Here is a 23,210-nt window from a genome sequence, read left to right on the forward strand (position 1 = left end):
TTAAGGGGAGTTCACCTCTGCGTCGCATCACCACCGCCATTGGCGTCTTCGCGCTGATGCTTGCCGCTCTCGTCGGCACCACTGCCCTGACTGGACCCGCTCAGGCGAGCACCGCCAAGGACCGCTGTCAGGAGCAGCTCCAGACCATCGTCAACAAGCAGCTGGCGCGGGCCCCGGGCGGGACTGTGCGGGACAACACCATCACGTACGACGGCGGGAATGTCATCGTCACCGTCCCCTACCCCGACTCGTGCGGGGTGCTGACGACCTTCGCGAAGACCGACTGCAGCAGCGGCTGGGTCTGCCTGTGGTCGAAGGCGAGCTTCGCCGGCAGCCGGTACCAGTTCCGTGATGAGGGCTACTGGCAGAACCTCGAGGCGTACGGCGCCACCCCCTTCCTCTCCTTCTACAACAACCGGGGTAATAACTTCATGCTGAAGGTGGCCGTCACCGACAGCCCGCAGTGCTACTCGGCGCATTCGAGTTCCTCGAACCTCGGGAGCAGCTACTACCGGTACAGCGAGTACATCTACCTCAACAAGACAGACGACAACTGCTGATGCTGCCTCGCCTGTGCCCGGTCAGTGACCGGGCACAGGCTTTCCCATTTCTGGGGCTCACCGCGCCGTCGTCTGGTTATCTGGCGTCCATCCCTGATGGAGGAAGAGCTTGTAGCCGATGACAGCTGGGATGGTCACGTTGAGCTTTCCGGCGTCTTTTGTGAGGATCTCCTCGCTGGAATTCAGGCGGCCCGTTTCCGGGTCGATGATGAGAACCAGCCTCTTGGGCAGGCCCCTGGTTGTCATGTCCAGGGCGATTGCCTCCCCCGCTCGGCCGGCCCTGTCCGTCGTGTCACCCAGGGCCCCAAGGCGCGGCTGGTCGGCAAGCACCCGCCACAGGGCGGCGGAAAGCCGCGGCGGTACGTTCCGTTCGCTGGACAGGTTGATGACAGCCTGGACGAGTTGGTCGACCTCGGGGACGTCGTCGGGAACGCGCCCCGTCGGCAGCAGAGCCCGTCGAAGGGCAGCCGTGTCCAACGGCAGTTCCTCCGGCGACCGGCTCGTCAGCACGGCGTCTGGCGGAAGCTGTTCGTCTGATTTTGGGGCCCCGCTTGCGACGGCGCCTGCCGTCCGCTCGCTGCCGTAGCCGATGACGATCGGGGTGCCGGGACGTTCGACCCGCCGCACCATGTCCGTAGCCGAGATCGGGACCCATAGCTCCGAAACTGTGGGAACAACTGCGGTGCTGGCCTGCCCACCGGAGACGGCGACGTTGAGATGCCACTCGTTGAGTTGCAGGTAGGTGTACCTGGCGTTGGCCGGCCTGGCCGTATCCGGTTGCCGCTCGGCGGCCTCTGCCAGTTTCAGCAGAACCGAACGCGCGGGTGGCAGGCTCCCTGACATCGGTGACTCACCCTTCACCTGGTGGTAGGACAGCATGGCGACGGTCGGGACATGGGCGGCAGGCTGATCGGCGGGAACCATCCGTGCGATCCCCACGATGGAAGCGGCCGCCACGGCACCACCTGCCACCACAAGGACGCGCCGGCGGCTCAGCTGAGGCCCTTGTGCGGAAGCCTCCGCTGGAGATGAAGAAAGGATGCGCTGCAGAGTCGCACGTGCCTGCGGATCACGAGCTGCTCCGGCAAACGTCTGTGGCGACACCGGGTCGACCGGCGCCATCAAGCGCCGCACGTCGGTGAAGTCTTCATTCACGACCTGTCTCCTCCCATGCTGACCGATACGTCGGCGCATCTGAGGGGGTGGTTGTCACCCCGTGATCCTTCAAGGCGGCGAGGAAACGCTGCCGAGCGCGGCGAGCACGAACGGCCATCGTTGCGGGAGAACAGTCGAAGACCACGGCGGCCTGGGAGATGGACAGGTCCTCCCAGCCGATCAGCCGTAAAATCTCCTGATCTGTAGGGGACATCCGGCCCAGGACTGCTTCCAACGCCGTCGTCCCCACCACGTCCTCGCCGTGGTCGCCGGCAGCCGCCCGGCCCGACCACGACAGGTGCATCAACCGCGCGACGAGCCGCCCGCTTCGTCGTTCCCGGCGTTCCTCATTGGCGATGACGTGCCGCGCAACTCCGTACAACCAGGGCAGGGCGTCGTTGTCATCCTGCGGCATGTCCTCGATCCTGCGCCAGGCGACGGAGAAGGTCTCCCCGGCGATGTCACCGGCGGTGTCCTTTCCCACCCGGCGTGCCGCATAGCGCAGCACGCTCTCGTAGCAGGTGTCGAAAATCCGGGTGAACCTGATCACCTGCTCTGACATCCATTCCCGCCCTCCGCCTATCCATCTGCACCTGTCTATGTCCGGCAGCGCCACGCGGATGACAGCCCGCTCGAGAAGACTCCGACGCCGCGGCGTGATGCGCTCAGTCCTGGGGCCGTTCCAGGGGCTCGCGAAGCTGGGCGGCCTCGGCTCGGGCGGTGGCCAGCTCCTCGCGAGCCGCCACTAGGTCGGCCTCGGCGCGTTCGGCGCGGCGGCGCAGCTCGTCTCGGGTGTCCTCCAGCGTGCTGATGCGGGCCTCGAAGGCCTCGCGCAGCGTCTCCCGCTCGCGGGTGGCGTCGGCGCGGAGCTGTTCGGCTCGCCTTTCGGCTGCGGCGACATGCTGCTCGGCGAGCTGGGTCGCCGCCGCGGCGGCGGCTTTGGCGTCGGCGGCCTGGCCCTCGGCGGCGGTGCGGGCCTGTTCGGCGGCCTCGGCGCGGGCGATCGCGGCGGCCAGTTTGGTCTCCAGCTCGCGGTTGGCCTTCTCCACCGCCCGGTTCGTTTTGGCCAGGGCCTCGGCGCGTTCCCATTCGGCTTGGCGCTGCTGGTGGGCGTGGGTGGCGGCGGCGGTCTGTTCGCTGGCGCGCTGTTCGGCGGCCGCGCGCCGGCCTTCGTGCTCGACGACCTCCCGCCAGGCCGCCTCCACCTGGCGGCGCCGGTCGGATTCGGCGTCGCGGGCCGTCCGCTCGGCCACCTTGCGCGCTTCGACGGCCTGTTCGCGCTCGCGGACGGCGGCCGCGGCCTGGCGTTCGGCCTGGGCGCGGGCGGTCTCCGCCCGCTGGGCGGCCTCGATGGCTTCGGCGGCCTGGCGTTCGGCCTCGCCGATGCGGGCCATGGCGGCGTCGCGGACCTCGGTCAGCGCGGTGGCGTGCTCGTTAAGCGCGGGCAGCACGGCGGCGATCGCGGCCAGCAGCGGGTCAGCGGTCGCGGCATACATGGCCAGCGCCCCGTCGATTCCGGCGGTCTGCGCGGCTCGCCGCTCCTCGGCTGCGAGCTGCTTGCAGGTCTTGCCGTCCGGCCACACCCGATCCGGCGGGCCGCAGTACTCCCGCGGCCGGCCGGAGCCGGTGTAGACGACACGTCGGTCGCACTTGGTGTAGCCGCAGGCCCGCGTGCCGGCCTCGTTCTGGGACTCTTCGCTCGTCTTCTCGGTCACAGTCCCATCATACCACTATCGTTTCGTGAAAGTCGAAAGACTTAATTGTTTCCATAAGTCGAAACTATTCGATCTTGATTGCAAGATCGGCCGATTTTCGAGGCTGTAAGCCTGTCTGCGGCGCAATCACGGAGACAGGTGAACCTCAGGACGAGGAAGTCAGGCCGCGCCGAAGCTCTCAGCACGCCGCGGGCCCCTGGGAATCCGGTCGCTCGGGGAGGGCGCGACGAATACGAAACGGCCCCGGGGGATCTTCCTCGGGGCCGTTTCGCCGGCTGCCGTTTACAGGTCGAGCGCGGTCCGAAGGGCGATGTCCACGCGTTCTTGATCCTCGGGGCTGAGGCGGCCGGCCAGGGCCGCCAGACGCTCCCGGCGGACCGAGGTGATGGTGTCGAGCCGGACCAGCGCGGGGACCGGCTCGGTGATCCGTACGGTCACCAGGGTCTCCGGTGCGGCGCCGGTCTGGTCCAAGGCCGCCGTGGTGACCATCGGCGCCTGAGCCGCCAGAGCGTCATGGCTGATGATCAGGACAAGCCGGTTCTCCCTGCCGATGGCCCGGCCGATGCCCTCGATGCTCCAGATCTCGCCTCGCCTCACGCGGCGACCTCGCCGCCGTTGCCGGGCTCGCCTTCCTCGGTGAACGCGGCCCAGTCGGGATCGGGCGGCAGCGGGGTGGCCGCCAGCTGCTGAGCGAGCACAGCCGAGCGTACGGCTCGGGCGACATACGCCGACAGGGACTGGCCGGCATCCTCGGCGGCCCCCCGGGCAGCCCTGACCAGGTGATCGGGCAGCGTTATGGTGATCTTCTCATGCGCCATACAGGCAACCATACTCCGATATGGCGAGGTGCCTTATCTGATGCGGGGACTCACCGTGAGTCGGCCTCCAGCGCCCGGTACAAGGTGGAGCGGCCGATGCCGAGGTGTTTGGCGATCGCCGTGACCGACTCCCCGCGGGCGCGGCGGGAGCGGGCGATGGCCAGCGCGTCGGGGTTGACCATGGCGGGCCGACCGCCTTTGCGGCCATGGGCGGCGGCGGCCGCCAAGCCGTCCAGGGTCCGCTCACGAATCAGGTCGCGTTCCATCTCGGCGGCCATCGCCGCGACCATGAACAGCATCTTGTCGGCGACGGTCTGCCCGCCGGGCCGGTGCAGGCCGGCGCAGATCCCCGTCAGGATGTGCAGGTTGATCCCACGCGGGGCGAGCTCGTCTTCGAGGAAGACCAGCAGCTCCTTCACCGAGCGGGCGACGCGGTCGGGCTTGTAGATGACCAGCGTGTCGCCCGGCCTCATGCTCGCAACGGTCGCCTGCAGCTTCGGGCGGTCCTTGCGGGTGCTGGCGGTCTCCTCCACGATCTGGCGGCAGTCGGCGGCCTCCAGCGCCTCCATCTGCAACAGATGGTCTTGAGCGCGGGTGGAGACGCGGGCGTAGCCGACGCGGATGGCGTTGGACGGTGCCGGGACGGGGGCGGTAGGGACGGTCACCGAAAGATCGTCCCGAAAACGGTCCCGAAACTCAATGTTCGGAGAGGGTGTTTCGGGACGAGTTTCGGGACGCTCGTTCTTGGGAGAACACGGCCCGGCACCCGGCCGCCGGGTGCCGTCCCGGAAACGACCGTTTGCGGGACGCTCCAGAGGGGGTGCGTCCCACCGCAGGGACGGCGATTGCCCCGCTGGAAGGGAAGGATCACAAACCAGGGAGAGGAAGAACCGCTCCCCCCCTCGGCACCGCGAACCGTACACCGTAATCTCAACAGTGACGGGCCTCCTACCTGCCCAGGCATCCAAGCGTGGCCGGTAGGAGGCCCGGCGCCCTATCCGGGCGCCCTAGTGATCGCCGAACCAGAAGACCCACACCAGCCAGGCGGCGAACCTGACGGCCGCCAACACCAGGCGGACCTTCTGGAAGCGATCACCCTCACGACGGGCCGGCTCCATGCCGTTTCAGTCCCTTCTCCACCGGGCCATCCGGCGGCGCCGGCCGTACGCCCCGAGGGGAAGCGGACCCGGCAGTGAAGCAACCCGACACGCAGATGCTGCCCTACCCGGCGGCAGCGCACCGGGCGCGAGTGGTTCTTTCGCCCCGAAGAATGCGGGTTTCCCTCCCCCAGGCGTAGGTCCGTTCCACGTCGTGCCACCATCCGCCACCCGGTACAGGGCTCGACGACACCCGTGAAGCTGCAGGATGTCGGGGGGTGGAGACGAAGAAGTGGGCCAGCCCGGTGTCATCATGGCCGGCTTGGTGTGCGGGCCACCCCTTCGACATCGACAGGACCAAGATCGACATGCTGGCTTGCTCAGCACGAGTTGCCGCCGGCGCTCGACCTGTGCCGCTCAAATCGACTGATAGGCCGTCCACATTCTGGGACGATTCGGGAATGCTGATCACGCCACGTCCCGGGGTGGACCGGGACACCCTTGTCGAAGCCCTCACCAGCGTCCTCACAGGAGCGATCAACGCGAGGGGCGCGGGCGGCGACGTGATCCTGCAGCATGACACGTATCTGAGGTGGGTCGACGACGCCGTCTACACCCTGCGGGGGAGGATCAGTTCCGCTGACCTCGACCGGCTGATCCTCACCCGCCGCTACTGGATGCTTCAGCCCTTGACCACGGCTCATCTCGTCCAGGGCACCATGCAGCGGGTGATCAACGCCGAACTCAGCGAGCGGGTGTCCGACCTCGAAGCGGCTGTCAAAGCGCTGAAACACCAGATCGCCCGCTGGTCCCGCGACGGCGTGTTCGTCGTGCCCGACACCTCGATGTTCATCCAGCACCCAGACAAGATCGCCGACATGGACTTGCGGCGACATCTGGGCATCCGCCAGGAGCCTGTCCATCTGCTGCTGCCGATCATCGTGATCGACGAACTCGACAGCCTGAAGAAGTCCAAGAGCGAGCATGAACGATGGCGGGCCAGGCACACCCTCCAGGTGCTCGACGACCGGCTCCGCAACCCCAGCGAGCCCGGCGAACTGCGCCCGGAGGACTACACGCCGCTGAACAACGGCGGGATCCCACGCGGCCAGGTGACCGTGGAAATCGTGTTTGACTCGCCCGGCCACACCCGGCTGCCCATCCCAGACGACGAGATCGTCGACGCGGCGCTGCGTATCGAGCCCCTCGCCGGGCGCCGGGTGATGCTCATCACCTACGACACAAGCCAGTCCATGCGGGCGCGCGCCGCCGGCCTCAGCGTCGTGAAAATCGCCCAGGATCCGGGGCCAGAACCCGACCCAGAGCAGCGGCCGGGGCGCAAGAACGGGCAGCCGAAGGCGGAACGGCGGCTTTCCACTCGTCAGGACGCATGAGCGCCGGACACTCGACCACGGCGGCGCCGAGAGATCGTCAGTCGCCGGCGTCACACGTGGTCAGTCATCCGGATCTGGGAGCAGGGGACGGCGCCGGAGTGCCAATCCCGTAGTCGACGCGGACCTCAGGGATGGGCTGACCGGGCGCGGGCGCCGTTTGGATCTTGTCGATGACCGGGGCGATCGCGTTGTACATGCGGTAGGCCAGAGGATCGCCTTGCACCGGGTCGCCTGCGGGATTGTCGTTGTAGGCCCGGTCTTCCAGCATGCTGAGGTAGTCCACGAGCTGGGGGCCGGTCAGCTGCACGGTCACCGTCCCGTCGCTGCCCGGGGTGACCTTGGCGTTGATCGTCTCCTCGTCGCCGTACTTGGCCTTGCTGGTCCGCTCCCACAGGTCCTTGACGCACACGATGCGGAAGGCGACCACACCGGCGGCCTTACGCAACCGGTCCTTGTGCTGCGGAGGCGTGTCGGTGCTGCAAGCCACCGTCGTGGTCACCACCACGGCCATGGCCAGCGCCGCCCCTGCTAAACGAGCCCGTGCCATCTGTGCTCCCCTCGCCGAAGCCGTGCCTCCACGCTGGAGGGAGCCGACGACGGGCGGCAAGATCTACGACGAAGGACGGGCTGCCTCGGCACATAGATGTGGCGACCAAGGTCGCCATGCGGCGGCCTCGACATTCCGGCCGCACCCGCTTGATGTGCGGCACGTCGTCCTCCGGCATCAACAGGGCTGCGGGGCGGAATGGCCGGGAATCCGCCATTCGCAACGTCGAGTCCGAGATCGATTCGGTCACCGCAGAGGGGGAGGTTTACCAACTGCAAGTTGTACCTTGCACGGCGAGTTTTCCCATTTCAGAGCGGTGGTGAAGTGAGTTCTGCCCTTTGACGACCGCCGGACTTCTGGGCGGCCAGGCCGCGCCCTGCGGCGGACAGGCATCCGGCCAGCAGCGTCACGCCGGACAGCACTCCGCTGACCACGGGCACCCACGCCACGGCCGAGGTGGCGGTCATGACGAGCCCGGCGACCCCGAGCGCGGTGAGGACCGCACCGGGCACCATGATCGTCCGATCCCTCCAGATCGGCCCGAGGGCGACGAAGTGGACGCCGACGACGAGAGCGATCCAGGCCACGTTGCTCGCCTCCGGGCGGCCCAGGGCCCGCAGCACCGCGATGCCGCCGAACAGCGCGACGGCTTCGATCACGACGACCACGGCGAAGCCGAGGCCGAACATCTTCCCGGCCGCACCGCCTCCCCCGATGCCGGGTTCGGCACCGGTGGACCTGGCGTGCCCGACGGCGAGGATCCAGACGGCGACGACACCGGCCAGGGCGACGGCCGCGGCGATCCGGAGGACGAGCGCGAGAGCCTGGCCAAGAGGTGGATGCGAGTTCACGAACACGAAGACGGTCCCAAAAACCGCACCTACCAACAAACCGGTCATACGCTGCATGACGGCGACCCTACCGGTATCGCGATCACCAGCCACCGGACGCCGTCGGCTCACCTGTGGTGAGCGGCGCGCCTGAATCACCGCGAGGAGCTCACACCCGCCGGCTCATGCAGGGCCTGCGCGCCGGGCGGGAGGACGGCCGGGGCGAGCGTGCCCCGGCCGCCGGTCGGCCGGTTCAGGTCCGCGGGCGCGGGCCCGGGCCGTGATGCGTCATCATTGGAACCCCTCAGGGGTGGGCTGCGTGCCTCCCTGCTGTCCCGCCCCTCCCTGCTGAGTGCCGCCCTGCTGCGACCCTTGCGGCCGGCCCTCGTACACCGTTCCGCCAGGCTGCGTGCCACCGGTCTGAGTGCCGCCCGGCTGCGTTCCACCCGGCTGCGTTCCACCGGGCTGCGTGCCACCCGGCTGGGTCCCGCCAGGCTGTGTGCCACCCGGCTGTGTGCCACCCGGCTGTGTGCCACCCGGCTGTGTGCCGCCCGGCTGTGTGCCGCCGGGCTGGCCGGCGTCGGTGGCGGCGGGCGAGGCGGCCGGAGCCGACTGGCCGGCGGGAGCGGACCCGGTCAGCAACGCCATGATCGCATCGGCCTGGGCCTTCTCGAAGCCCGCGATGCCGAGGCTGTCCTGGGTGATCTCCTGGGCCACCCGCGGGGCGGCCACGACCTTCTCCCCCACCACGATCGCGAGCTGTTGCTTGACCGTCTCGCGGGTGAGGGCCGCGATCTGCTCCTGGCTAGAGGGAGACAGCACGAGCCTGATCGAGTAGGTGCCGTCGTTCTCCGTCACCTCTTCGATCTTCTGCACGGTCGTGACCGTGACCCCGGGGTCGAGTTGGTAGCAGGAGGTGCCCTTGTCGTCGGGAATCGCGTCCGCTCCGGCACACGGCGCCGCTCCCACCCCGGTCACCGGGGCGAAGTGCACGGGCGTCAGGAGGGTGCGCACCGGCGTCTGCTTGAGCGGCGGGGCGTCCGGGTTCTGGGTCATCACCACGGCGACGGCGCCGAGGACGCCGGACATGATGACCACGAGCACGAGGGCCGAGACGAGGGCGATCGTCGTCCCCCTCGCCGCCCGCGGCTCCGTGGGGCCGTCGGGGGCGGGCGGCTTGTCACCCGGCCCTGCGGCTCCACCCGGGGGCGCGTCATCGGGCGCGCCGGGCGTGGCGGGCTCCACCGGCTCGCCGGGACGGGCGGGAGCACCGGCGGCGGCGGGCACGCCACCGAGATCGCCGGGGATCGCCAGCGTGGCGCCCGCCCCACCCGGAGCGTTGAGAGGGTCGTCCGCTCCACCCGGTACCCCCAGTGGGTCACCCGGCATGGTGGGTCCGCCGGACACGCCGAGCGGGTCATCCGGCCCACCGGGCACGCCCGGCACGCCGGGGAGGTCGCCCGCTCCGCCCGGAACCCCGAGAGGGTCGCCGGGCACGCCCACCGGACCGCTGAGCGTGTCAGCGAGCGGATCATCGGGCCTGCCCGGCGGCTCGCCGGGCGCAGCGAGCGGATCGTCCGGCCCGCCTGGCTCGCCGTACTCACCCCGCGTGCCACCCGGGCCGCCGAACGGATCGGCGGGAGGCGCCGGGCGGCCTCCGCCGTGGTCGCCGGGCCCGCCGTACGGGTCGTCTGATTCGCCGCCGGCGGCCGGCAGAACGGTCGTCGTCTCCGCGGCGGCACCGGCGCCGCCGGACGTGTCGCCGAACCAGCCGCCCCATTCGCCGGACGTCTGGGCGGGCACGCCGCCGCGGTTCTCGGGGCCGACCGGCTTGGGCATGGGCGCCGTCTCGGCTCCCGATGTCAGGCCGCCGGGCCGCGGGCCGGGCTCTTCGTCTCCCGGCACGGGCGCGTTGTGCATTCCCACCTCGATCCCTTACACCGCTCGCAGAGCCTACCGAGGTCTGCCAACTGCGGGTAACCGGCCGACCATGGAACGTTCAACGCGGTCTTTTATTGACAATTTGTCATGAATATCCGCCAAATGGTTGCCCGTTGACCGATGCCCATACGGAGGCCGAGAGCAGACAGTGAAGACATGAAGGTGGGAGTTCCCCGAGAGATCAAGACACACGAGTACCGGGTCGCGCTCACACCCGCGGGGGTCAACGAGTTCGTACGCAAGGGTCATCGGGTCCTCATCGAGAAGGGCGCAGGGATCGGGTCGGCGATCCCGGACGAGGACTTCACCGCGGCGGGGGCCGTGATCCTCGACACGGCGGACGAAGTGTGGGCCGAGGGCGACCTGATCCTGAAGGTCAAGGAGCCGGTGCCGGAGGAGTATCACCGGATGCGCAAGGGCCAGGTCCTGTTCACCTACCTCCATCTGGCCGCCTCGGAGTCCTGCACGCGGGCCATGCTGGAGTCGGGCGTGACCGGCATCGCGTACGAGACCGTGCAGAAGGCCGACCGCACGCTGCCGCTGCTCGCACCCATGTCCGAGGTCGCCGGACGGCTGGCGCCGCTGGTGGGCGCCTACCACCTCATGCGCCAGGGCGGCGGGCGCGGCGTGCTGATGAGCGGCGTCCCCGGCACCTACCCGGCCAAGGTGGTGGTGATCGGCGCGGGGGTCTCGGGCATGAACGCCGCCGCGATCGCCGTGGGCATGCGGGCCCAGGTGCTGCTGCTCGACCGCGACGTCGACCGGCTGCGCCACGCCGACCTCGTCTTCCAGGGGAGCTGCCAGACGGTGGCGTCCAACGCGTACGAGGTCGAGCGTGCGGTGGTGGACGCCGACCTGGTGATCGGCGCGGTGCTCGTGCCGGGCGCCAAGGCGCCGACCCTGGTGAGCAACGACCTCGTCGCACGGATGAAGCCGGGCTCGGTGCTGGTGGACATCTCCATCGACCAGGGCGGCTGTTTCGAGGACTCGCGGCCGACCACCCACGCCGACCCGGTCTATCGCGTGCACCGCTCGGTGTTCTACTGCGTGGCCAACATGCCGGGGGCGGTGCCGCACACCTCGACGTACGCGCTGACCAACGTCACGCTGCCGTACGCGCTGGCGATCGCCGACCTGGGCTGGCGCGAGGCGCTGACCGCCGACCCCGCGCTCGCCCTCGGCCTGAGCACCCACGAGGGCCACCTGGCGAGCCGCCCGGTGGCCGAAGCCCACGGGCTGGAGGCCGTGCCCGTGGACCGCCTGCTGGTTCCCTGAGAGACCACGACAGCGGTCCCGGCCGCGGCACGGCGGCCGGGACTGCGGCCGGGACTGCGGTCAGGCTGTGCCGGTCAGACCGTGCCGGTCAGGGCTGTGCCGATCAGAGGGGCCGGTCAGGACGACGGGGCCGTGCTCGGCATCGGCTCCTGCGTGGTCTCCGCCTGCGGCGGCGGGAGCGGCTGCTCGTCGGTGGTGCCGATGCCGCCGGAGCAGGACGCGCCGTACTCGGGAGTGCTGGTCGGGTTCTGCTTGTACTTCTTCACGAACTCGGGCAGCCGGGGGTCGTCCGCCGAGTCCAGCGCGATCTGGTGGTTCCAGGAGCTGGCGACGATCTTGGACGGCAGGTTCGGGTAGGGGCTCAGCAGCATGTAGTCGGCGGAGGCGATGGTCTTGAGCTTGTCCACCTCGGCCTTGGGCAGGTCGGGCCGGTAGGTGATCCACACCGCGCCGTGCTCCAGCGAGTGGACGGCGTGCTCGTTGTGGATGGGCTTGTCGTAGATGCCGCAGTTCTGCCAGTAGAAGTTGTGCTGGCCGCCGACAGGCGGGTTCTCCTTGTAGGAGACCTTCGTCCAGGAGTGGTCGGAGCCCTTGTAGGTGAAGGTCTTGACGGCGCTGAGCGACTTGGCCGACCGGTCGTTGACCACGTAGACGGCGACGAGGGCGATCAGGACCACGATCACGAGGCCGCCTATTCCCCACATGAGAAGTGCGGCGCGCCGCTCCTTGCGCTTCTGCTCGGCGCGCATGCGGGCGAGGTGGTCACGCCTCGCCTGCGACTTCTCCTTGGTCATCGCTCCTCCATCCGCTGATCACTGACACCCCCGCTGCGTATGGAGAATAGTGGCTAAAGGTGTTGCTTCGGGCAGGGCGAGGGCCCCGGAGAGTAGCCTGTGGGCGGTGAGCACTGACATCGACGTCCCAGAGGACAGCGCCGTGGAGACCGCTCCCCCGGCCCGGCGCCGCCTCCCCGTCCTCGGGCTGGTCGTCGTCCTCCTCGCGGCGGCCGCGCTCGTGCTGTTCTTCACCAGGCAGGGGACGCCCGGCGACACCTCCCCCGAAGCCGGCTTCGCCAGGGACATGGGGGTCCACCACGCGCAGGCGGTCGAGATGTCCTTCGTCGTCAGGGACAAGACCTCCGACGAGGCGCTGCGCAGCCTGGCGTACGACATCATCACGACGCAGAGCACCCAGCGTGGAATTTTCATGGGCTGGCTGCAGCAGTGGGGGCTCGACCAGAGCTCCGACCGGCCCGCGATGGCCTGGATGGCGGGGCACGGGCACGGCGGGGCCGCCGCGACCGCCCCGGCTCCCGGCACGATGCCCGGCATGGCCACCGAGGAGGAGATGAACCGGCTCCGCCAGGCCACCGGCAAGGACGCCGAGATCCTCTTCCTCCAGCTCATGATCCGCCACCACCAGGGCGGCGTGGAGATGGCCGAGGGCCTGCTCAGGCTGTCGGACCGCGACGAGGTGCGCGCCCTGGCCCAGCACATCGTGGACGGCCAGAACGCCGAGATCCGCACGATGAAGGAGCTGCTGGCCAGGCGGGGAGCCCAGCCGCTCCCCGCGCCGTGACCCTCTCCTACGGCCTCCTACGGCACCGTCAGGCGGTCTCGTTCAGTCCGCCCGCGCAGGGTGGAGCGCGGTGAAGGCCAGCAGGCAGCGGGCGGTCCGTTCCGGGTCCTCGAGTATGGGTGAGTGCCCGAGACCCGGCAGCAGCTCGACGTCGGCCCCCGGTACGACGCGGTAGTCGGCGGCGGACGAGGATCGCCATCTCCGGTCGTCCGCCCCGAAGATCACCAGGAGCGGTGTGCCGAGGACCGCCAGCCGATCCGGAAGGGCACGCTGCTCCAGGTAGTCGCGGACCCCCTGCATCGTCGCGGCGAGCGTGTGGTAGGTCATCATGCGCACCTCGTCCAGGAGATCCTGCGGCACCTGGTAGCCCGGGCGGCTGAACCCGGTCTCGGCGAAGCGGCGGAGCTGCTCGTCGGTCGGCGGCCACTGCGACGGTGCGATCACGGCGGACTCCGACGGGATGAAGGCGTGCAGGCCGGGCCCGGTGTTGACGAGCGCGAGCGCGGCCACCAGGCCGGGCCGCTGCTCGGCGAGCGCGGTGGCGACCGCGCCGCCGCTGGAGTGACCGGCCACGATCACGCGCTCGACGCCGAGCCGGTCGAGTGCCTCACCGGCCCTGCGCGCCTGGTCGGGCACCGCGTAGCTCGGGCCGGCCGGTTTGCCCGACAGTCCGTGCCCGAGCAGGTCGATCCGGATGACGCGATGTGCTCCGGTCAGCAGCGGGACCAGCCGGTCCCACGAGCGGGCCGAGGAGGCGGATCCGTGGATCAGCAGGAGCGCCGGGGCGTCGCGGGGACCGTCCTGGCACACGTGGATGTCGCCGTCGTCCAGGGAGAGCGTCGAACTCGCGGTGGTCTCGTCGTCCACCCGCGGATTGCCGTCGGAAACAGTCATGCGCCCACTGTCGCCGCCGGTGCGCGCCGGCGTCTTGGACGAATGTTCCCCCCGTCTGTTCCCCCGTCTGTTCCCCCCGTCCGCAACCGCCGGCTTCCGGCGGGTGGTCGCGTGGGACGTGGCTTGTCCGATCGGACAATCACCCGCGATTTTGGTTGTCCGATCGGCCGAGTACGGCGGCATTTGCGGCCTCTAGCCTCAGCGGCATGATGTCTCCGGAGAGCGTGCAGCGCTGGCTTGACGAGAACTTCTCCCGGCTCGTGGCCGAGCACGAGGTGCCGGGCGCCTCGGTCGCCGTGCTCACCCAGGGGCGGGTGCTCACCTCGGCCGCGGGCGTCCTCAGCCTGGCCACCGGCGTCGAGGCCACCACCGACTCGGTCTTCCAGATCGGGTCGATCACCAAGCTCTGGACCAGCGCCCTGGTCATGCAGCTGGTCGACGACGGCCTGGTCGACCTCGACGCCCCGCTGCGCACCTATCTGCCGGAGTTCACCGTCGGCGACGAGACCGCGTCGGTCGTGATCACCACCCGCCACCTGCTGTGCCACGTCGCGGGCTTCGAAGGCGACATCTTCACCGACACGGGCCGCGGCGACGACGCCATCGAGAAGTACGTCGCCTCGATTCACGACCTCCCGCAGCTCTGCCCGCCGGGCGAGGTCTTCTCCTACAACAACGCCGGCTTCGTGGTGCTCGGCCGCCTGGTCGAGGTGCTGCGCGGCAAGCCCTTCGACCAGGTGCTGGCCGAACGCCTGGCCACGCCGCTCGGGCTCACCCACGTCTGTCCGAGCCCGTACGAGGCCATCCTGCACCGGGCGGCCGTCGGCCACGTGCCCGGTCCCGACGGCACGAGCACGGCCGCGCCGGCCTGGGCGCTCGCGCGGTCGAACGCCCCCGCCGGCTCGATGCTCGCGATGACCCCGCGCGACCTGCTCGGCTTCGTCGCCATGCACCTGGCGGGCGGTGCGGCGCCCGACGGCTCCGTCATCCTCAAGCCCGGCACCGTGGCCGCCATGCAGCGGCCGCAGGTGAAAGTGCCCCGGCTCACCGGCATGGGCGGCGCGTGGGGTCTGGGCTGGGAGATGGAGGAGCACGACGGCCAGACCGTCATCGGCCACGACGGCGGCACCATCGGCCAGGCCGCCTTCCTCCGGTTCGCGCCGGAGCACGGCGTCGCGATCGCGCTGCTGACCAACGGCGGCGGCGTCTTCGGTGTCTTTACCGACGTGCTGGCGCACCTGCTCACGGAGCTCACCGGCATCACCCTGCCGGGCCATCCGGTGCCGCCGGCCGAGCCGGAGACGATCGACGCCGCGCCCTACCTGGGCCGCTACTCGGACACGATCTACGACATCACCGTGAGCCAGGACGCCGACGGGGCGATCTGGCTCGACCGGGTGCCCAAGGACGTCATCGCCGAGATCGGCGAGAAGCCCATGCGCACGCGACTGGTGCACTTCGAGGGCGACTCCCTGATCGCCCTCGAGCCGACCCATGGCATCCACCCCCTCTTCGCCTTCATCGGACGCGACGACGCCGGCCTCGCGAAGTACATCCACTACGGCCGTGTGGTCGCCCGCGCCTGAGAGCTCGGATCGGCTCCGGCCCACCCCCCGGAAAAGGAATGAGATGACTCCCATCCGTACCAGGGCTCTCGCGGCGCTCGCTCTGGCGCTGACCGGCTCGGCCGGTCTCGCCGCCTGCGGCGGCGACGCGTCCGACTCCGCCGCGCCGAGTGCCGCGGGCTACGTCAACGGCAAGACCTTCACCATCAACGTCTCCTCGGACCCGGGCGCCCTCGACCCACAGGGCTCGGTGGTGAGCACCCTGTACGGCATGACCCAGTTCGCCTACGACAACCTCGTGGCCACCGGCAAGAGCGGCGAGATCCTGCCGCAGCTGGCCGCGAAGTGGACCGTCGAAGGCACCACGGTCACCTTCACGATCAAGGACGGCGTCACCTGCTCGGACGGCACGCCGTTCACGGCGCAGACGGTGGTCGACAACATCACGTACGTCGAGAACCCGGACAACAAGAGCCCGTTCCTGGGCGTGTTCATCCCCGCCGGCGCGACCGCCACGGCCTCGGGCCCGACCGTCACCGTCACGCTGGCCGCGCCGGCGCCGTTCGTGCTGAACGCGTTCGCGAGCCTGCCGATGGTGTGCGACGCCGGCATGAAGAACCGCGCGAGCCTCAAGGCCGGGGTGAACGGCACCGGCCCGTACGTCCTCACCGAGGCGGTGCCGTCCGACCACTACACCTACGAGCTCCGCCAGGGCTACACGTGGGGACCCGGCGGCGCCACCACGGCCGAGACGGGCATGCCGGCCACGGTGGTCTTCAGGGTCGTCGCGAACGAGACCACCTCCGCCAACGAGCTGCTCGCCGGCACCATCAACGCCGTCCAGATCATCGGCCCCGACCGCGACCGCCTCACCCAGGCGGGCCTGAAGTCCGCCGACACGCAGACGCTCATCGGCGAGCAGTGGTACAACCACGCGGACGGCCACGCGACCGCCGACCCCGCGGTGCGGATGGCACTGACCCAGGGGGTCGATCTCAAGCAGCTCCAGGTCGCCCTGACCTCCGGCAAGGGCCTGCCCGCGACCCAGCTGGCCGCCCTCCCGCCGGCCGCCTGCACCGGTGACGCGGTGACCGGCAACGTGCCGTCCTTCGACGCCGCCGCCGCCGGGGCCGCCCTCGACGCCGCCGGCTGGGTGAAGGGCCCGGACGGCATCCGCGTCAAGGACGGGAAGAAGCTCTCGCTCACCCTCCTCTTCCCCAACTCGCTCGGGACCGGCGGGAGCGCCGCCGCCGAGCTCGCGGTGGCGGCCTGGAAGGCGGCCGGCATCGAGGTCAAGGCCTCCCAGCAGACCCAGACCGAGGCGTCCGGCGTGATCTTCGGCACCGGCGCCTGGGACATCGCCTGGCTGCCGCTCGCCGTCAGCACCCCCGACCAGGTCATGCCGTTCGTCTCCGGCCCCGCGGCCCCGAAGGGCACGAACTTCGCCTCCATCGACAACCCCGACTACCTCGCCTCCGCCACGAAGGCGATGAAGGCGAACGGCGCCGAGGGGTGCCAGGACTGGTTCGCCGCGGAGCAGGCGCTCTACAAGGCCGCCGACATGGTGCCGTTCGCCAACAGCACGATCCCGACCTTCCTCAAGGGAGCGATGCTCGACGTCATCGGCAGCGTCGTCCCGACGAGCATCCGGATGCTCGGCTGACGATGAGCGAAACGACGTCGGCGGCCGTCTCGCGCGGCCTCCCCGGCAGGCCGGGCGGCCTGTGGGCGAACAGGTGGTTCCGTTTCGCGCTGCGGCGGACGGGACGGCTGCTGATATCGCTCTGGATCCTGGTGACCGCCTCGTTCCTGATGATCCATCTGGTGCCGGGCGATCCGGTGCGGGCGGCCCTCGGGCCGACCGCGCCGGCCGACCTGGTGCTGGCGCGGACGCGGGAGCTCGGCCTGCTCGACCCGCTCTGGCGGCAGTACGCCGACTATCTGGTGCACCTGTTCCACGGGGAGCTGGGCACCTCGATCACCAGCCGCCTTCCCGTGAGCGAGACGATCGCGCAGCGGCTGCCCGCGTCGGCCCAGCTGGCCGTGGCCGCCTTCGTCGTCTCGATGCTCGTCGCGGTGCCCGTGGGCGTCGGGATGGCGGTGCTCACCCGCCGGGGCAGGAGGCGGCGCACGGAGCTCGCGTTCACGGGGACGAGTGTCGTGCTCGGCGCGATCCCCGACTTCCTGTTCGGCGTGGGGCTCGTCTATCTGCTCGCGGTGCAGACGCACGTCTTCCCCGTGGCGGGCCGCGACGGCCTCGGCTCCTATGTGCTTCCGGTGCTCGCGCTGGCGATCGGTCCCGCCGCGGTGCTGTCGCGCATCGTCCGCGTGGAGATGCTCGCCGTGATGGAGGCCGACTACATCCGTACGGCCCGGGCCAAGCGGCTGACCCCGGTGCGGATCCATCTCACGCACGCCCTGCCCAACGCGGTCACGGCGACCCTGACGCTCGGGGGTCTGCTGCTGAGCTCGCTCGTGGCCGGGACGGTCCTGGTGGAGAACGTCTTCGCCTGGCCCGGTCTCGGCTCCACGATCGTCTCCTCGATCACGTCGAAGGACTATCCGCTGGTGCAGGGCACCGTGCTCGTCTACGGAGTCGGAGTCCTCTTGATCAACACCCTTGTCGACGTGGCGCTCGCGCTGCTCGACCCCCGTTCGGCGATCGGAGACGGCTGAGATGCGCGCGGCACGTGTCCTGCTCAGGCCCGTCGGCCTGGCCGGATTCGGCCTCCTCGTCCTCGTCCTGCTGGTGGCCGTGTTCGGCCCGGTCCTGTGGGACGGGCGGGCGACGGTCGTCGACACGGGCAACCTGCTCGCCGGGCCCTCGGCGGAGCATTGGATCGGCACCGACAACCTCGGCCGGGACCTCTTCTTCCGGGTGCTGGTGGCCACCAGGCTCTCGGTCGCGCTGGCACTCGCCTCGACGGGCATCAGCGTGGCGCTGGGCATCGTCCTGGGCGCCGCGCCCCTGCTGGCCGGGCGGCGCGCGGGCCGGCTCGTCACGGGGGCCGTCAGCGTGCTGGTGGCCTTCCCCGGCCTGCTGCTCGTGCTGTTCTTCGCCGTCGTCTTCGGCGTCGGCGCGCGAGGCGCGGCGCTCGCGGTGGGCCTGGCCGGAGCGCCCGCGTTCGCCCGGCTGTGTCACACGCTCATCGCCGGCATCTCGGCGCGTGACTACATCGCCGCGGCCCGCATCGCGGGCGTGAGCAGATGGCGCATCCTGCGCCGCCACGCGCTGCCGAACATCGCCGAGCCGCTCATCGTCAACGCGACGATGGCCGCGGGCGGGGCGCTGCTGACGTTCGCCGGGCTCTCGTTCCTGGGGCTGGGCGTGCAGGCTCCGTCCTACGACTGGGGCAGGCTCATGCAGGACGGGCTCAACGGCATCTACGTCCACCCTCTCGCCGCGCTCGGGCCGGGCATCGCCGTCGTCCTCGCGGGCCTCGCGTTCAACCTCACGGGTGAGGCGTTCGCGGCCGCCTTCGGCGTCGACGTGATCCCCGGCGTGGCGCGGCTGCGCCAGGTGCGGAACGCCGCCGCCGAGGCCCGCGGTTCGGGGGCCACGACGGCCTCCACCGACGCCGGCACGATCCTGTCGGTGGACGACCTGCGGGTGACGATTCCCGGTGCCCAGCGGCCGATCCGGGCGGTGCGGGGCGTCGGCTTCGCCGTCCGGGACGGCGAAGCGGTCGGCGTCGTCGGCGAGTCCGGCTCGGGCAAGTCCATGACGGCGCTGGCCCTGGCCCGGCTCATCGAGGAGCCGATCCGCGTCGAGGCGAACCACCTGGTCTTCGCGGGCGAGGACCTCATGGCCGGCGGCGACTCCGCGGCACGGCGCAAGCGCCTCGGCACGTCGCTGGCCGTCGTCTTCCAGGACCCCATGACGTCCTTCAACCCGGTGCACCGGGTCGGTCCGCAACTGGCCGAGGTGAGCCGCTTCCACCAGGGCCTGAGCCGCAGGGCGGCCCTCGCCCGTGCGGTCGACCGCCTCCGCGCGGTCAGGGTCCGCGATCCCGAACGGCGCGCGCGGCAGTATCCCTTCGAGTTCTCCGGGGGGATGCGCCAGCGGGCGATGATCGGCATGGGCCTCATGGGGACTCCGCGGCTCATCATCGCCGACGAGCCGACCACCGCTCTCGACGTCACCGTGCAGCGGCAGGTCCTCGAACTCCTCACCGAGGTGCGCCGCGACACCGGCGCCGCCCTCCTGCTCATCAGCCACGACGTCTCGGTCGTGACCGACGTGTGCGACCGGGTGCTGGTGATGTACGCCGGCCGCATCGTCGAGGAACTTCCGGCGCGGGACCTCCGGACGCTCGCCCGGCACCCGTACACGCGCGCGCTCGTCGCGGCCGTGCCCGACATGGAGACCGACCTGACCAGGCCGCTCGCCGTCATTCCCGGGCTGCCGGTCGATCCCTCCCGGATTCCGGACGGCTGCGCCTTCGCGGCCCGCTGCCCACTCGCCGACGACCACTGCCGCACGGCCGATCCCCCGCTCCGGGCCGACGCGGCGGGCAACCGCGTCGCGTGCCACAAGGCCGGGCAGGCGCTTCCCGACACCGCGGAGGTGACCGCATGACCGTCCTCAGCTTCCGCGACGTCTCCGTACGCTACGGCTCGCACACGGTGCTGAAGGGCGTCAGCCTCGACATCGCCCACGGCGAGATCGTCGGCCTCGTCGGCGAGTCGGGGTCGGGAAAGTCGACCCTGGCCCGGGCCGCCGTGGGCCTGGCGCCCCTGGCGGGCGGCCGGATCCTGCTGGACGATCGGCCGGTGCCGACCCGAGGGCGCGCGCGCCCGGTGCAGATGGTCTTCCAGGATCCCTACTCCTCGCTCGACCCGCGCATGACCGTGGGCGAGAGCATCGCCGAGGCCATGCGGGAGCGCCTCGGCAAGCAGGCCCGGCGAGCGGAGATCACGCGTCTGCTCGCGCTGGTCCACCTGGACGCGGCGCGCGCCGGCGACCGCCCCGGCCGGCTGTCCGGCGGCCAGCGCCAGCGTGTCGCGCTGGCCCGCGCCCTGGCCGCCCGGCCCGAGGTCATCCTCGCCGACGAGATCACCTCGGCGCTCGATGTCTCCGTGCAGGGCGCCGTGCTCAACCTCGTCCGCGAGATGCGGCGGGAACTGGACCTGTCCATGCTGTTCATCTCCCACAACCTGGCGGTCGTCCGCTACGTCGCCGACCGCGTCGCCGTGATGTACGACGGAGAGATCGTCGAGCACGGCCCCACCACCCAGGTGCTCGGTTCGCCACAGCACGAGTACACGCGCCATCTCCTCGCCGCCGTTCCCGGAGCCGCACACCGGGCGTCCGCGGGAGACCGGGCGTCCGCGGGGAACCAGGCGTCCGTTGGAAACCAGGCGTCCGCGGAAAACAGGAACGGCATCCTCTCCCCCACCCCGAAGGAGCACACGTGACCACCACCATCGACCAGCAGCACTGGCAGAGCCGGCTCGACGAGCTCGCCGCCAAGCACGGAGTGCCGGGCGCCCAGCTGGGCATTCTCCGGCTCGGCGCCGACGGCGGGGACGACGAGCTCGTCACCGCCGCCACGGGCGTGCTGCACGCCGGCACCGGCCAGCCGGCCACCACCGACTCGGTGTGGCAGATCGGCTCGATCTCCAAGGTGTGGACGGCGACCGTCGTCATGCAGCTCGTCGACGAGGGCAGGTTCGCCCTCGACACCCCGGTCGTGGAGGTCCTTCCGGAGTTCCGGCTGCGCGAGCCGGAGACGACCGCGGCCGTGACCGTCTGGCACCTGCTCACCCACACCAGCGGCATCGACGGCGACGTGTTCACCGACACCGGCCGGGGTGACGACGCGCTGGAGAAGTACGTCGCGCTGCTGGCCGACGGCGCGCAGAACCACCCCGTCGGCGCCACCTGGTCCTACTGCAACGCGGGCTACTCGGTGCTCGGCCGGATCATCGAGGTCGTCACCGGCAAGACCTGGGACCAGGCGATCAGGGAGCGGCTGTTCGCCCCGCTCGGCCTCACCCACACCACGACCCTGCCCGAGGAGGCCATGGTCTTCGCCCACGCGATGGGCCATCTCAAGGGCGGCGAGGAGCCGGTGGTCGCGCCGGTGTGGGGCGGACTGCCCCGCGCGGTCGGCCCGGCCGGCCTGATCACGGCGACCGTCACCGACGTGCTCGCCTTCGCCCGGATGCACCTGACCGGCGGGCTCGCCGCCGACGGCACCCGCGTGCTGTCGGAGGAGAGCGTCACGGCGATGTCGGCCTTCCAGGCCGACTGCCCCGAGAAGGACCTGCTCGGCGACTCGTGGGGCCTGGGCTGGTTCCGGTGCGACTGGCGGGGCCACCGGGCCTACGGCCATGACGGCAACACGGTCGGCCAGGCGGCGTTCCTGCGCGTCCTGCCGGAGGCCGGCGTCGCGGTCGCGCTCAACACGAACGGCGGCCACACCCGCGATCTCTACGCGAACCTCTACGACGAGATCTTCACCGAGCTCACCGGTGTGAGCCTGCCCGAGCCGTTCGAGCCGCCCGCCGAGCCGGGGACGGCCGACGTGACGCCGTACGCCGGCACGTACGAGCGCGAGTCGGTGCGCATGGAGGTGCTGGAGGACGAGGGCAAGCCGGTCCTGCGCGTCACGGTGATGGGCCCGCTGGCCGAGCTCGAGGACCCTGTCGAGACCTACGAGATGATCCCGGCCGGGCAGGGCGTCTACGCCGTACGGCCCGAGGGGATGGAGACGTGGGCGCCGGTGCGGTTCTACTCGCTGCCCACGGGCGAGGAGTACGTCCACTACGGCGCTCGCGCGACCCCCAGGAAGCACGGCTGACCGTGCCCGGCACTTCGCATGGCTCCCCCGGCCTCGACGCGATCCCGGCCGCCGGACCGCTGGAGGACGAGGCGTGAGCATCGAGGCATCCTCCCTCGGCGTCGCGGCGGAGCACGCGGCGAGATGGGCGGCGAAGGCGGGAGTGGCGATCCGGGAGCTCCGGGACCTCGACGAGGCCCACGCCGTGATCGACCTGCTCGTCGGGATCTGGGGCCGGCCGGAGAACCCGTTGATCACCGTCGAGTTCCTCCGCGCCCTGACGATGGCGGGCAACTACGTCGCCGGCGCCTATGACGGAGACCGGCTCGTCGGCGTCTGCATCGGCTTCCACGCGGAGCCGGCGGCGCGCACCCTGCACAGCCACATCGCGGGGGTGGCGCCGGGGCTGGCCGGCCGCGGCGTCGGGACGGCGCTCAAGCTGCACCAGCGCGCGTGGGCGCTCGCCCGCGGCATCGGCACGATCGAGTGGACCTTCGATCCGCTGGTGGGCCGCAACGCCTACTTCAACATCGTCAAGCTGGGGGCGCTCCCGGTGGCGTATCTGCCGAACTTCTACGGCGCGATGCACGACGCCGTCAACGGCGGCGACGACACCGACCGGCTTCTGGTCCACTGGGAGCTGCTCTCGCCGCGTGTCCTCGCCGCCTGCGCGGGAGCGCCGTACGAACGCCCGGCCGGCGGCCCGTGGAGCAGGAGGGTGGCGGCTCCGGCCGACATCGAGGCGCTCCGGGCCGGCGACACGGCCGCCGCGGTGGCCTGGCGCCGCCGGCTGCGCGGCGAGCTGGAGCCGCTGATGGCCTCCGGCGGCCGCGTCGTCGACTTCGACCTCACGCTCGGCTACCTCGTCGAGCTCCCCCTGCCTGAAGGAGACGGGCCTGAAGGAGACGGGCCTGAAGGAGACGGGCCTCAAGGAGACACGTCATGACACCGCGCCGCCCCGGCCGCTGAGCGCTTCTCCCGGATGCCGAGCCGAATGGATCCCCCTCCGCTCATCGGCCGATCGGATCGCACCCCGGACCGGCGGCCTATACTTCC

The 23,210-nt window shown here is 70.7% G+C and carries 22 protein-coding genes; 11 read left to right on the plus strand and 11 right to left on the minus strand.

Annotated elements, in window-relative coordinates:
- Positions 1–560 (plus strand): peptidase inhibitor family I36 protein (locus FLX08_RS33675; protein ID WP_208761818.1); only part of this gene is annotated, 560 nt, incomplete at its 5' end.
- Between the two features lie 57 nt (positions 561–617).
- On the opposite strand, the gene FLX08_RS33680 is transcribed toward FLX08_RS33675, so the two are convergent.
- The 6 genes from FLX08_RS33680 to FLX08_RS33705 all read right to left on the minus strand — a co-directional run bounded on the left by FLX08_RS33680 (position 618) and on the right by FLX08_RS33705 (position 4,913).
- Positions 618–1,715 carry a CU044_5270 family protein gene (locus tag FLX08_RS33680; RefSeq protein ID WP_142624305.1) on the minus strand — a complete coding sequence of 366 codons (1,098 nt, stop codon included), beginning with the start codon at positions 1,713–1,715 and terminating at the stop codon, positions 618–620.
- Positions 1,708–2,277 carry an RNA polymerase sigma factor gene (locus FLX08_RS33685; protein WP_142624306.1) on the minus strand — a complete coding sequence of 190 codons (570 nt, stop codon included), beginning with the start codon at positions 2,275–2,277 and terminating at the stop codon, positions 1,708–1,710. Before FLX08_RS33685 ends, FLX08_RS33680 begins: the two co-directional genes overlap by 8 nt.
- 103 nt (positions 2,278–2,380) lie before the next feature.
- The gene (locus FLX08_RS33690; protein WP_142624307.1) at positions 2,381–3,430 is read right to left on the minus strand and encodes a coiled-coil domain-containing protein; all 1,050 of its coding nucleotides are present in this window, start codon (positions 3,428–3,430) and stop codon (positions 2,381–2,383) included.
- A gap of 282 nt (positions 3,431–3,712) precedes the next feature.
- On the minus strand, positions 3,713–4,027 hold the full coding sequence (locus FLX08_RS33695; protein WP_167530673.1) for a type II toxin-antitoxin system PemK/MazF family toxin: 315 nt from the start codon (positions 4,025–4,027) through the stop codon (positions 3,713–3,715).
- Complete coding sequence (locus FLX08_RS33700) at positions 4,024–4,248, minus strand: type II toxin-antitoxin system HicB family antitoxin (RefSeq protein WP_142624309.1); 225 nt, start codon at positions 4,246–4,248, stop codon at positions 4,024–4,026. The genes FLX08_RS33695 and FLX08_RS33700 overlap by 4 nt, the downstream gene beginning before the upstream one ends.
- A 50-nt stretch (positions 4,249–4,298) precedes the next feature.
- A complete protein-coding gene (locus tag FLX08_RS33705; protein ID WP_208761819.1) occupies positions 4,299–4,913 on the minus strand; it encodes a recombinase family protein in 615 nt (204 codons plus the stop codon).
- Positions 4,914–5,623: 710 nt separating this feature from the next.
- Here FLX08_RS33705 and FLX08_RS33710 point away from each other — a divergent pair.
- Positions 5,624–6,739 carry a PIN domain-containing protein gene (locus tag FLX08_RS33710; protein WP_142624310.1) on the plus strand — a complete coding sequence of 372 codons (1,116 nt, stop codon included), beginning with the start codon at positions 5,624–5,626 and terminating at the stop codon, positions 6,737–6,739.
- Positions 6,740–6,803: 64 nt separating this feature from the next.
- Here the strand turns inward: FLX08_RS33710 and FLX08_RS33715 are convergent, their stop codons facing one another.
- The 3 genes from FLX08_RS33715 to FLX08_RS33725 all read right to left on the minus strand — a co-directional run bounded on the left by FLX08_RS33715 (position 6,804) and on the right by FLX08_RS33725 (position 10,036).
- Complete coding sequence (locus FLX08_RS33715; RefSeq protein ID WP_142624311.1) at positions 6,804–7,286, minus strand: hypothetical protein; 483 nt, start codon at positions 7,284–7,286, stop codon at positions 6,804–6,806.
- A gap of 308 nt (positions 7,287–7,594) precedes the next feature.
- Positions 7,595–8,137, minus strand: coding sequence for a hypothetical protein (locus tag FLX08_RS33720; RefSeq protein WP_208761820.1), 543 nt, complete (start codon positions 8,135–8,137; stop codon positions 7,595–7,597).
- A gap of 270 nt (positions 8,138–8,407) precedes the next feature.
- Positions 8,408–10,036 carry a SecDF P1 head subdomain-containing protein gene (locus FLX08_RS33725; protein WP_425280661.1) on the minus strand — a complete coding sequence of 543 codons (1,629 nt, stop codon included), beginning with the start codon at positions 10,034–10,036 and terminating at the stop codon, positions 8,408–8,410.
- A 177-nt stretch (positions 10,037–10,213) separates the two neighbouring features.
- On the opposite strand from FLX08_RS33725, the gene ald reads away from it, so the two are divergent.
- Positions 10,214–11,332 carry an alanine dehydrogenase gene (gene ald, locus FLX08_RS33730; protein ID WP_142624313.1) on the plus strand — a complete coding sequence of 373 codons (1,119 nt, stop codon included), beginning with the start codon at positions 10,214–10,216 and terminating at the stop codon, positions 11,330–11,332.
- A 116-nt stretch (positions 11,333–11,448) separates the two neighbouring features.
- Here ald and FLX08_RS33735 read toward each other — a convergent pair whose 3' ends face one another.
- Positions 11,449–12,126 (minus strand): DUF3105 domain-containing protein, encoded by a 678-nt coding sequence (locus FLX08_RS33735; RefSeq protein WP_142624314.1) that lies wholly within the window; start codon positions 12,124–12,126, stop codon positions 11,449–11,451.
- Between the two features lie 106 nt (positions 12,127–12,232).
- Between FLX08_RS33735 and FLX08_RS33740 the strand changes: the two genes are divergently transcribed.
- Positions 12,233–12,910 carry a DUF305 domain-containing protein gene (locus tag FLX08_RS33740; protein WP_244313092.1) on the plus strand — a complete coding sequence of 226 codons (678 nt, stop codon included), beginning with the start codon at positions 12,233–12,235 and terminating at the stop codon, positions 12,908–12,910.
- Between the two features lie 42 nt (positions 12,911–12,952).
- On the opposite strand, the gene FLX08_RS33745 is transcribed toward FLX08_RS33740, so the two are convergent.
- Entirely contained in the window at positions 12,953–13,804 is an 852-nt protein-coding gene (locus FLX08_RS33745) for an alpha/beta fold hydrolase (RefSeq protein ID WP_142624315.1), read from the minus strand.
- Positions 13,805–14,010: 206 nt separating this feature from the next.
- Between FLX08_RS33745 and FLX08_RS33750 the strand changes: the two genes are divergently transcribed.
- The 7 genes from FLX08_RS33750 (at position 14,011) to FLX08_RS33780 (ending at position 23,100) form a co-directional block, all read left to right on the plus strand.
- Entirely contained in the window at positions 14,011–15,390 is a 1,380-nt protein-coding gene (locus FLX08_RS33750; RefSeq protein ID WP_142624316.1) for a serine hydrolase domain-containing protein, read from the plus strand.
- Positions 15,391–15,433: 43 nt separating this feature from the next.
- The gene (locus tag FLX08_RS33755; RefSeq protein ID WP_167530674.1) at positions 15,434–17,032 is read left to right on the plus strand and encodes an ABC transporter substrate-binding protein; all 1,599 of its coding nucleotides are present in this window, start codon (positions 15,434–15,436) and stop codon (positions 17,030–17,032) included.
- A 2-nt stretch (positions 17,033–17,034) separates the two neighbouring features.
- On the plus strand, positions 17,035–18,045 hold the full coding sequence (locus tag FLX08_RS33760; RefSeq protein WP_142624318.1) for an ABC transporter permease: 1,011 nt from the start codon (positions 17,035–17,037) through the stop codon (positions 18,043–18,045).
- Between the two features lies 1 nt (position 18,046).
- Positions 18,047–19,948 (plus strand): dipeptide/oligopeptide/nickel ABC transporter permease/ATP-binding protein, encoded by a 1,902-nt coding sequence (locus tag FLX08_RS33765; RefSeq protein WP_142624319.1) that lies wholly within the window; start codon positions 18,047–18,049, stop codon positions 19,946–19,948.
- A complete protein-coding gene (locus tag FLX08_RS33770) occupies positions 19,945–20,787 on the plus strand; it encodes an ABC transporter ATP-binding protein (RefSeq protein ID WP_142624320.1) in 843 nt (280 codons plus the stop codon). Before FLX08_RS33765 ends, FLX08_RS33770 begins: the two co-directional genes overlap by 4 nt.
- Positions 20,784–22,175, plus strand: coding sequence for a serine hydrolase domain-containing protein (locus tag FLX08_RS33775; RefSeq protein ID WP_142624321.1), 1,392 nt, complete (start codon positions 20,784–20,786; stop codon positions 22,173–22,175). The genes FLX08_RS33770 and FLX08_RS33775 overlap by 4 nt, the downstream gene beginning before the upstream one ends.
- Positions 22,176–22,248: 73 nt before the next feature.
- Positions 22,249–23,100 carry a GNAT family N-acetyltransferase gene (locus FLX08_RS33780; RefSeq protein WP_244313093.1) on the plus strand — a complete coding sequence of 284 codons (852 nt, stop codon included), beginning with the start codon at positions 22,249–22,251 and terminating at the stop codon, positions 23,098–23,100.
- Positions 23,101–23,210 lie beyond the last annotated feature (110 nt).

The sequence above is a fragment of the Microbispora hainanensis genome, assembly GCF_006874475.1.
GTDB classification, from domain to species: Bacteria; Actinomycetota; Actinomycetes; order Streptosporangiales; family Streptosporangiaceae; genus Microbispora; species Microbispora hainanensis.

Coding starts and splice junctions, on each gene's coding strand:
- FLX08_RS33685 (WP_142624306.1), bottom strand. CDS start 2,277: ATGTCAGAGCAGGTGATCAGGTTCACCCGGATTTTCGACACCTGCTAC.
- FLX08_RS33700 (WP_142624309.1), bottom strand. CDS start 4,248: ATGGCGCATGAGAAGATCACCATAACGCTGCCCGATCACCTGGTCAGG.
- FLX08_RS33715 (WP_142624311.1), bottom strand. CDS start 7,286: ATGGCACGGGCTCGTTTAGCAGGGGCGGCGCTGGCCATGGCCGTGGTG.
- FLX08_RS33725 (WP_425280661.1), bottom strand. CDS start 10,036: ATGCACAACGCGCCCGTGCCGGGAGACGAAGAGCCCGGCCCGCGGCCC.
- ald (WP_142624313.1), top strand. CDS start 10,214: ATGAAGGTGGGAGTTCCCCGAGAGATCAAGACACACGAGTACCGGGTC.
- FLX08_RS33735 (WP_142624314.1), bottom strand. CDS start 12,126: ATGACCAAGGAGAAGTCGCAGGCGAGGCGTGACCACCTCGCCCGCATG.
- FLX08_RS33745 (WP_142624315.1), bottom strand. CDS start 13,804: ATGACTGTTTCCGACGGCAATCCGCGGGTGGACGACGAGACCACCGCG.
- FLX08_RS33750 (WP_142624316.1), top strand. CDS start 14,011: ATGATGTCTCCGGAGAGCGTGCAGCGCTGGCTTGACGAGAACTTCTCC.
- FLX08_RS33755 (WP_167530674.1), top strand. CDS start 15,434: ATGACTCCCATCCGTACCAGGGCTCTCGCGGCGCTCGCTCTGGCGCTG.
- FLX08_RS33760 (WP_142624318.1), top strand. CDS start 17,035: ATGAGCGAAACGACGTCGGCGGCCGTCTCGCGCGGCCTCCCCGGCAGG.
- FLX08_RS33765 (WP_142624319.1), top strand. CDS start 18,047: ATGCGCGCGGCACGTGTCCTGCTCAGGCCCGTCGGCCTGGCCGGATTC.
- FLX08_RS33770 (WP_142624320.1), top strand. CDS start 19,945: ATGACCGTCCTCAGCTTCCGCGACGTCTCCGTACGCTACGGCTCGCAC.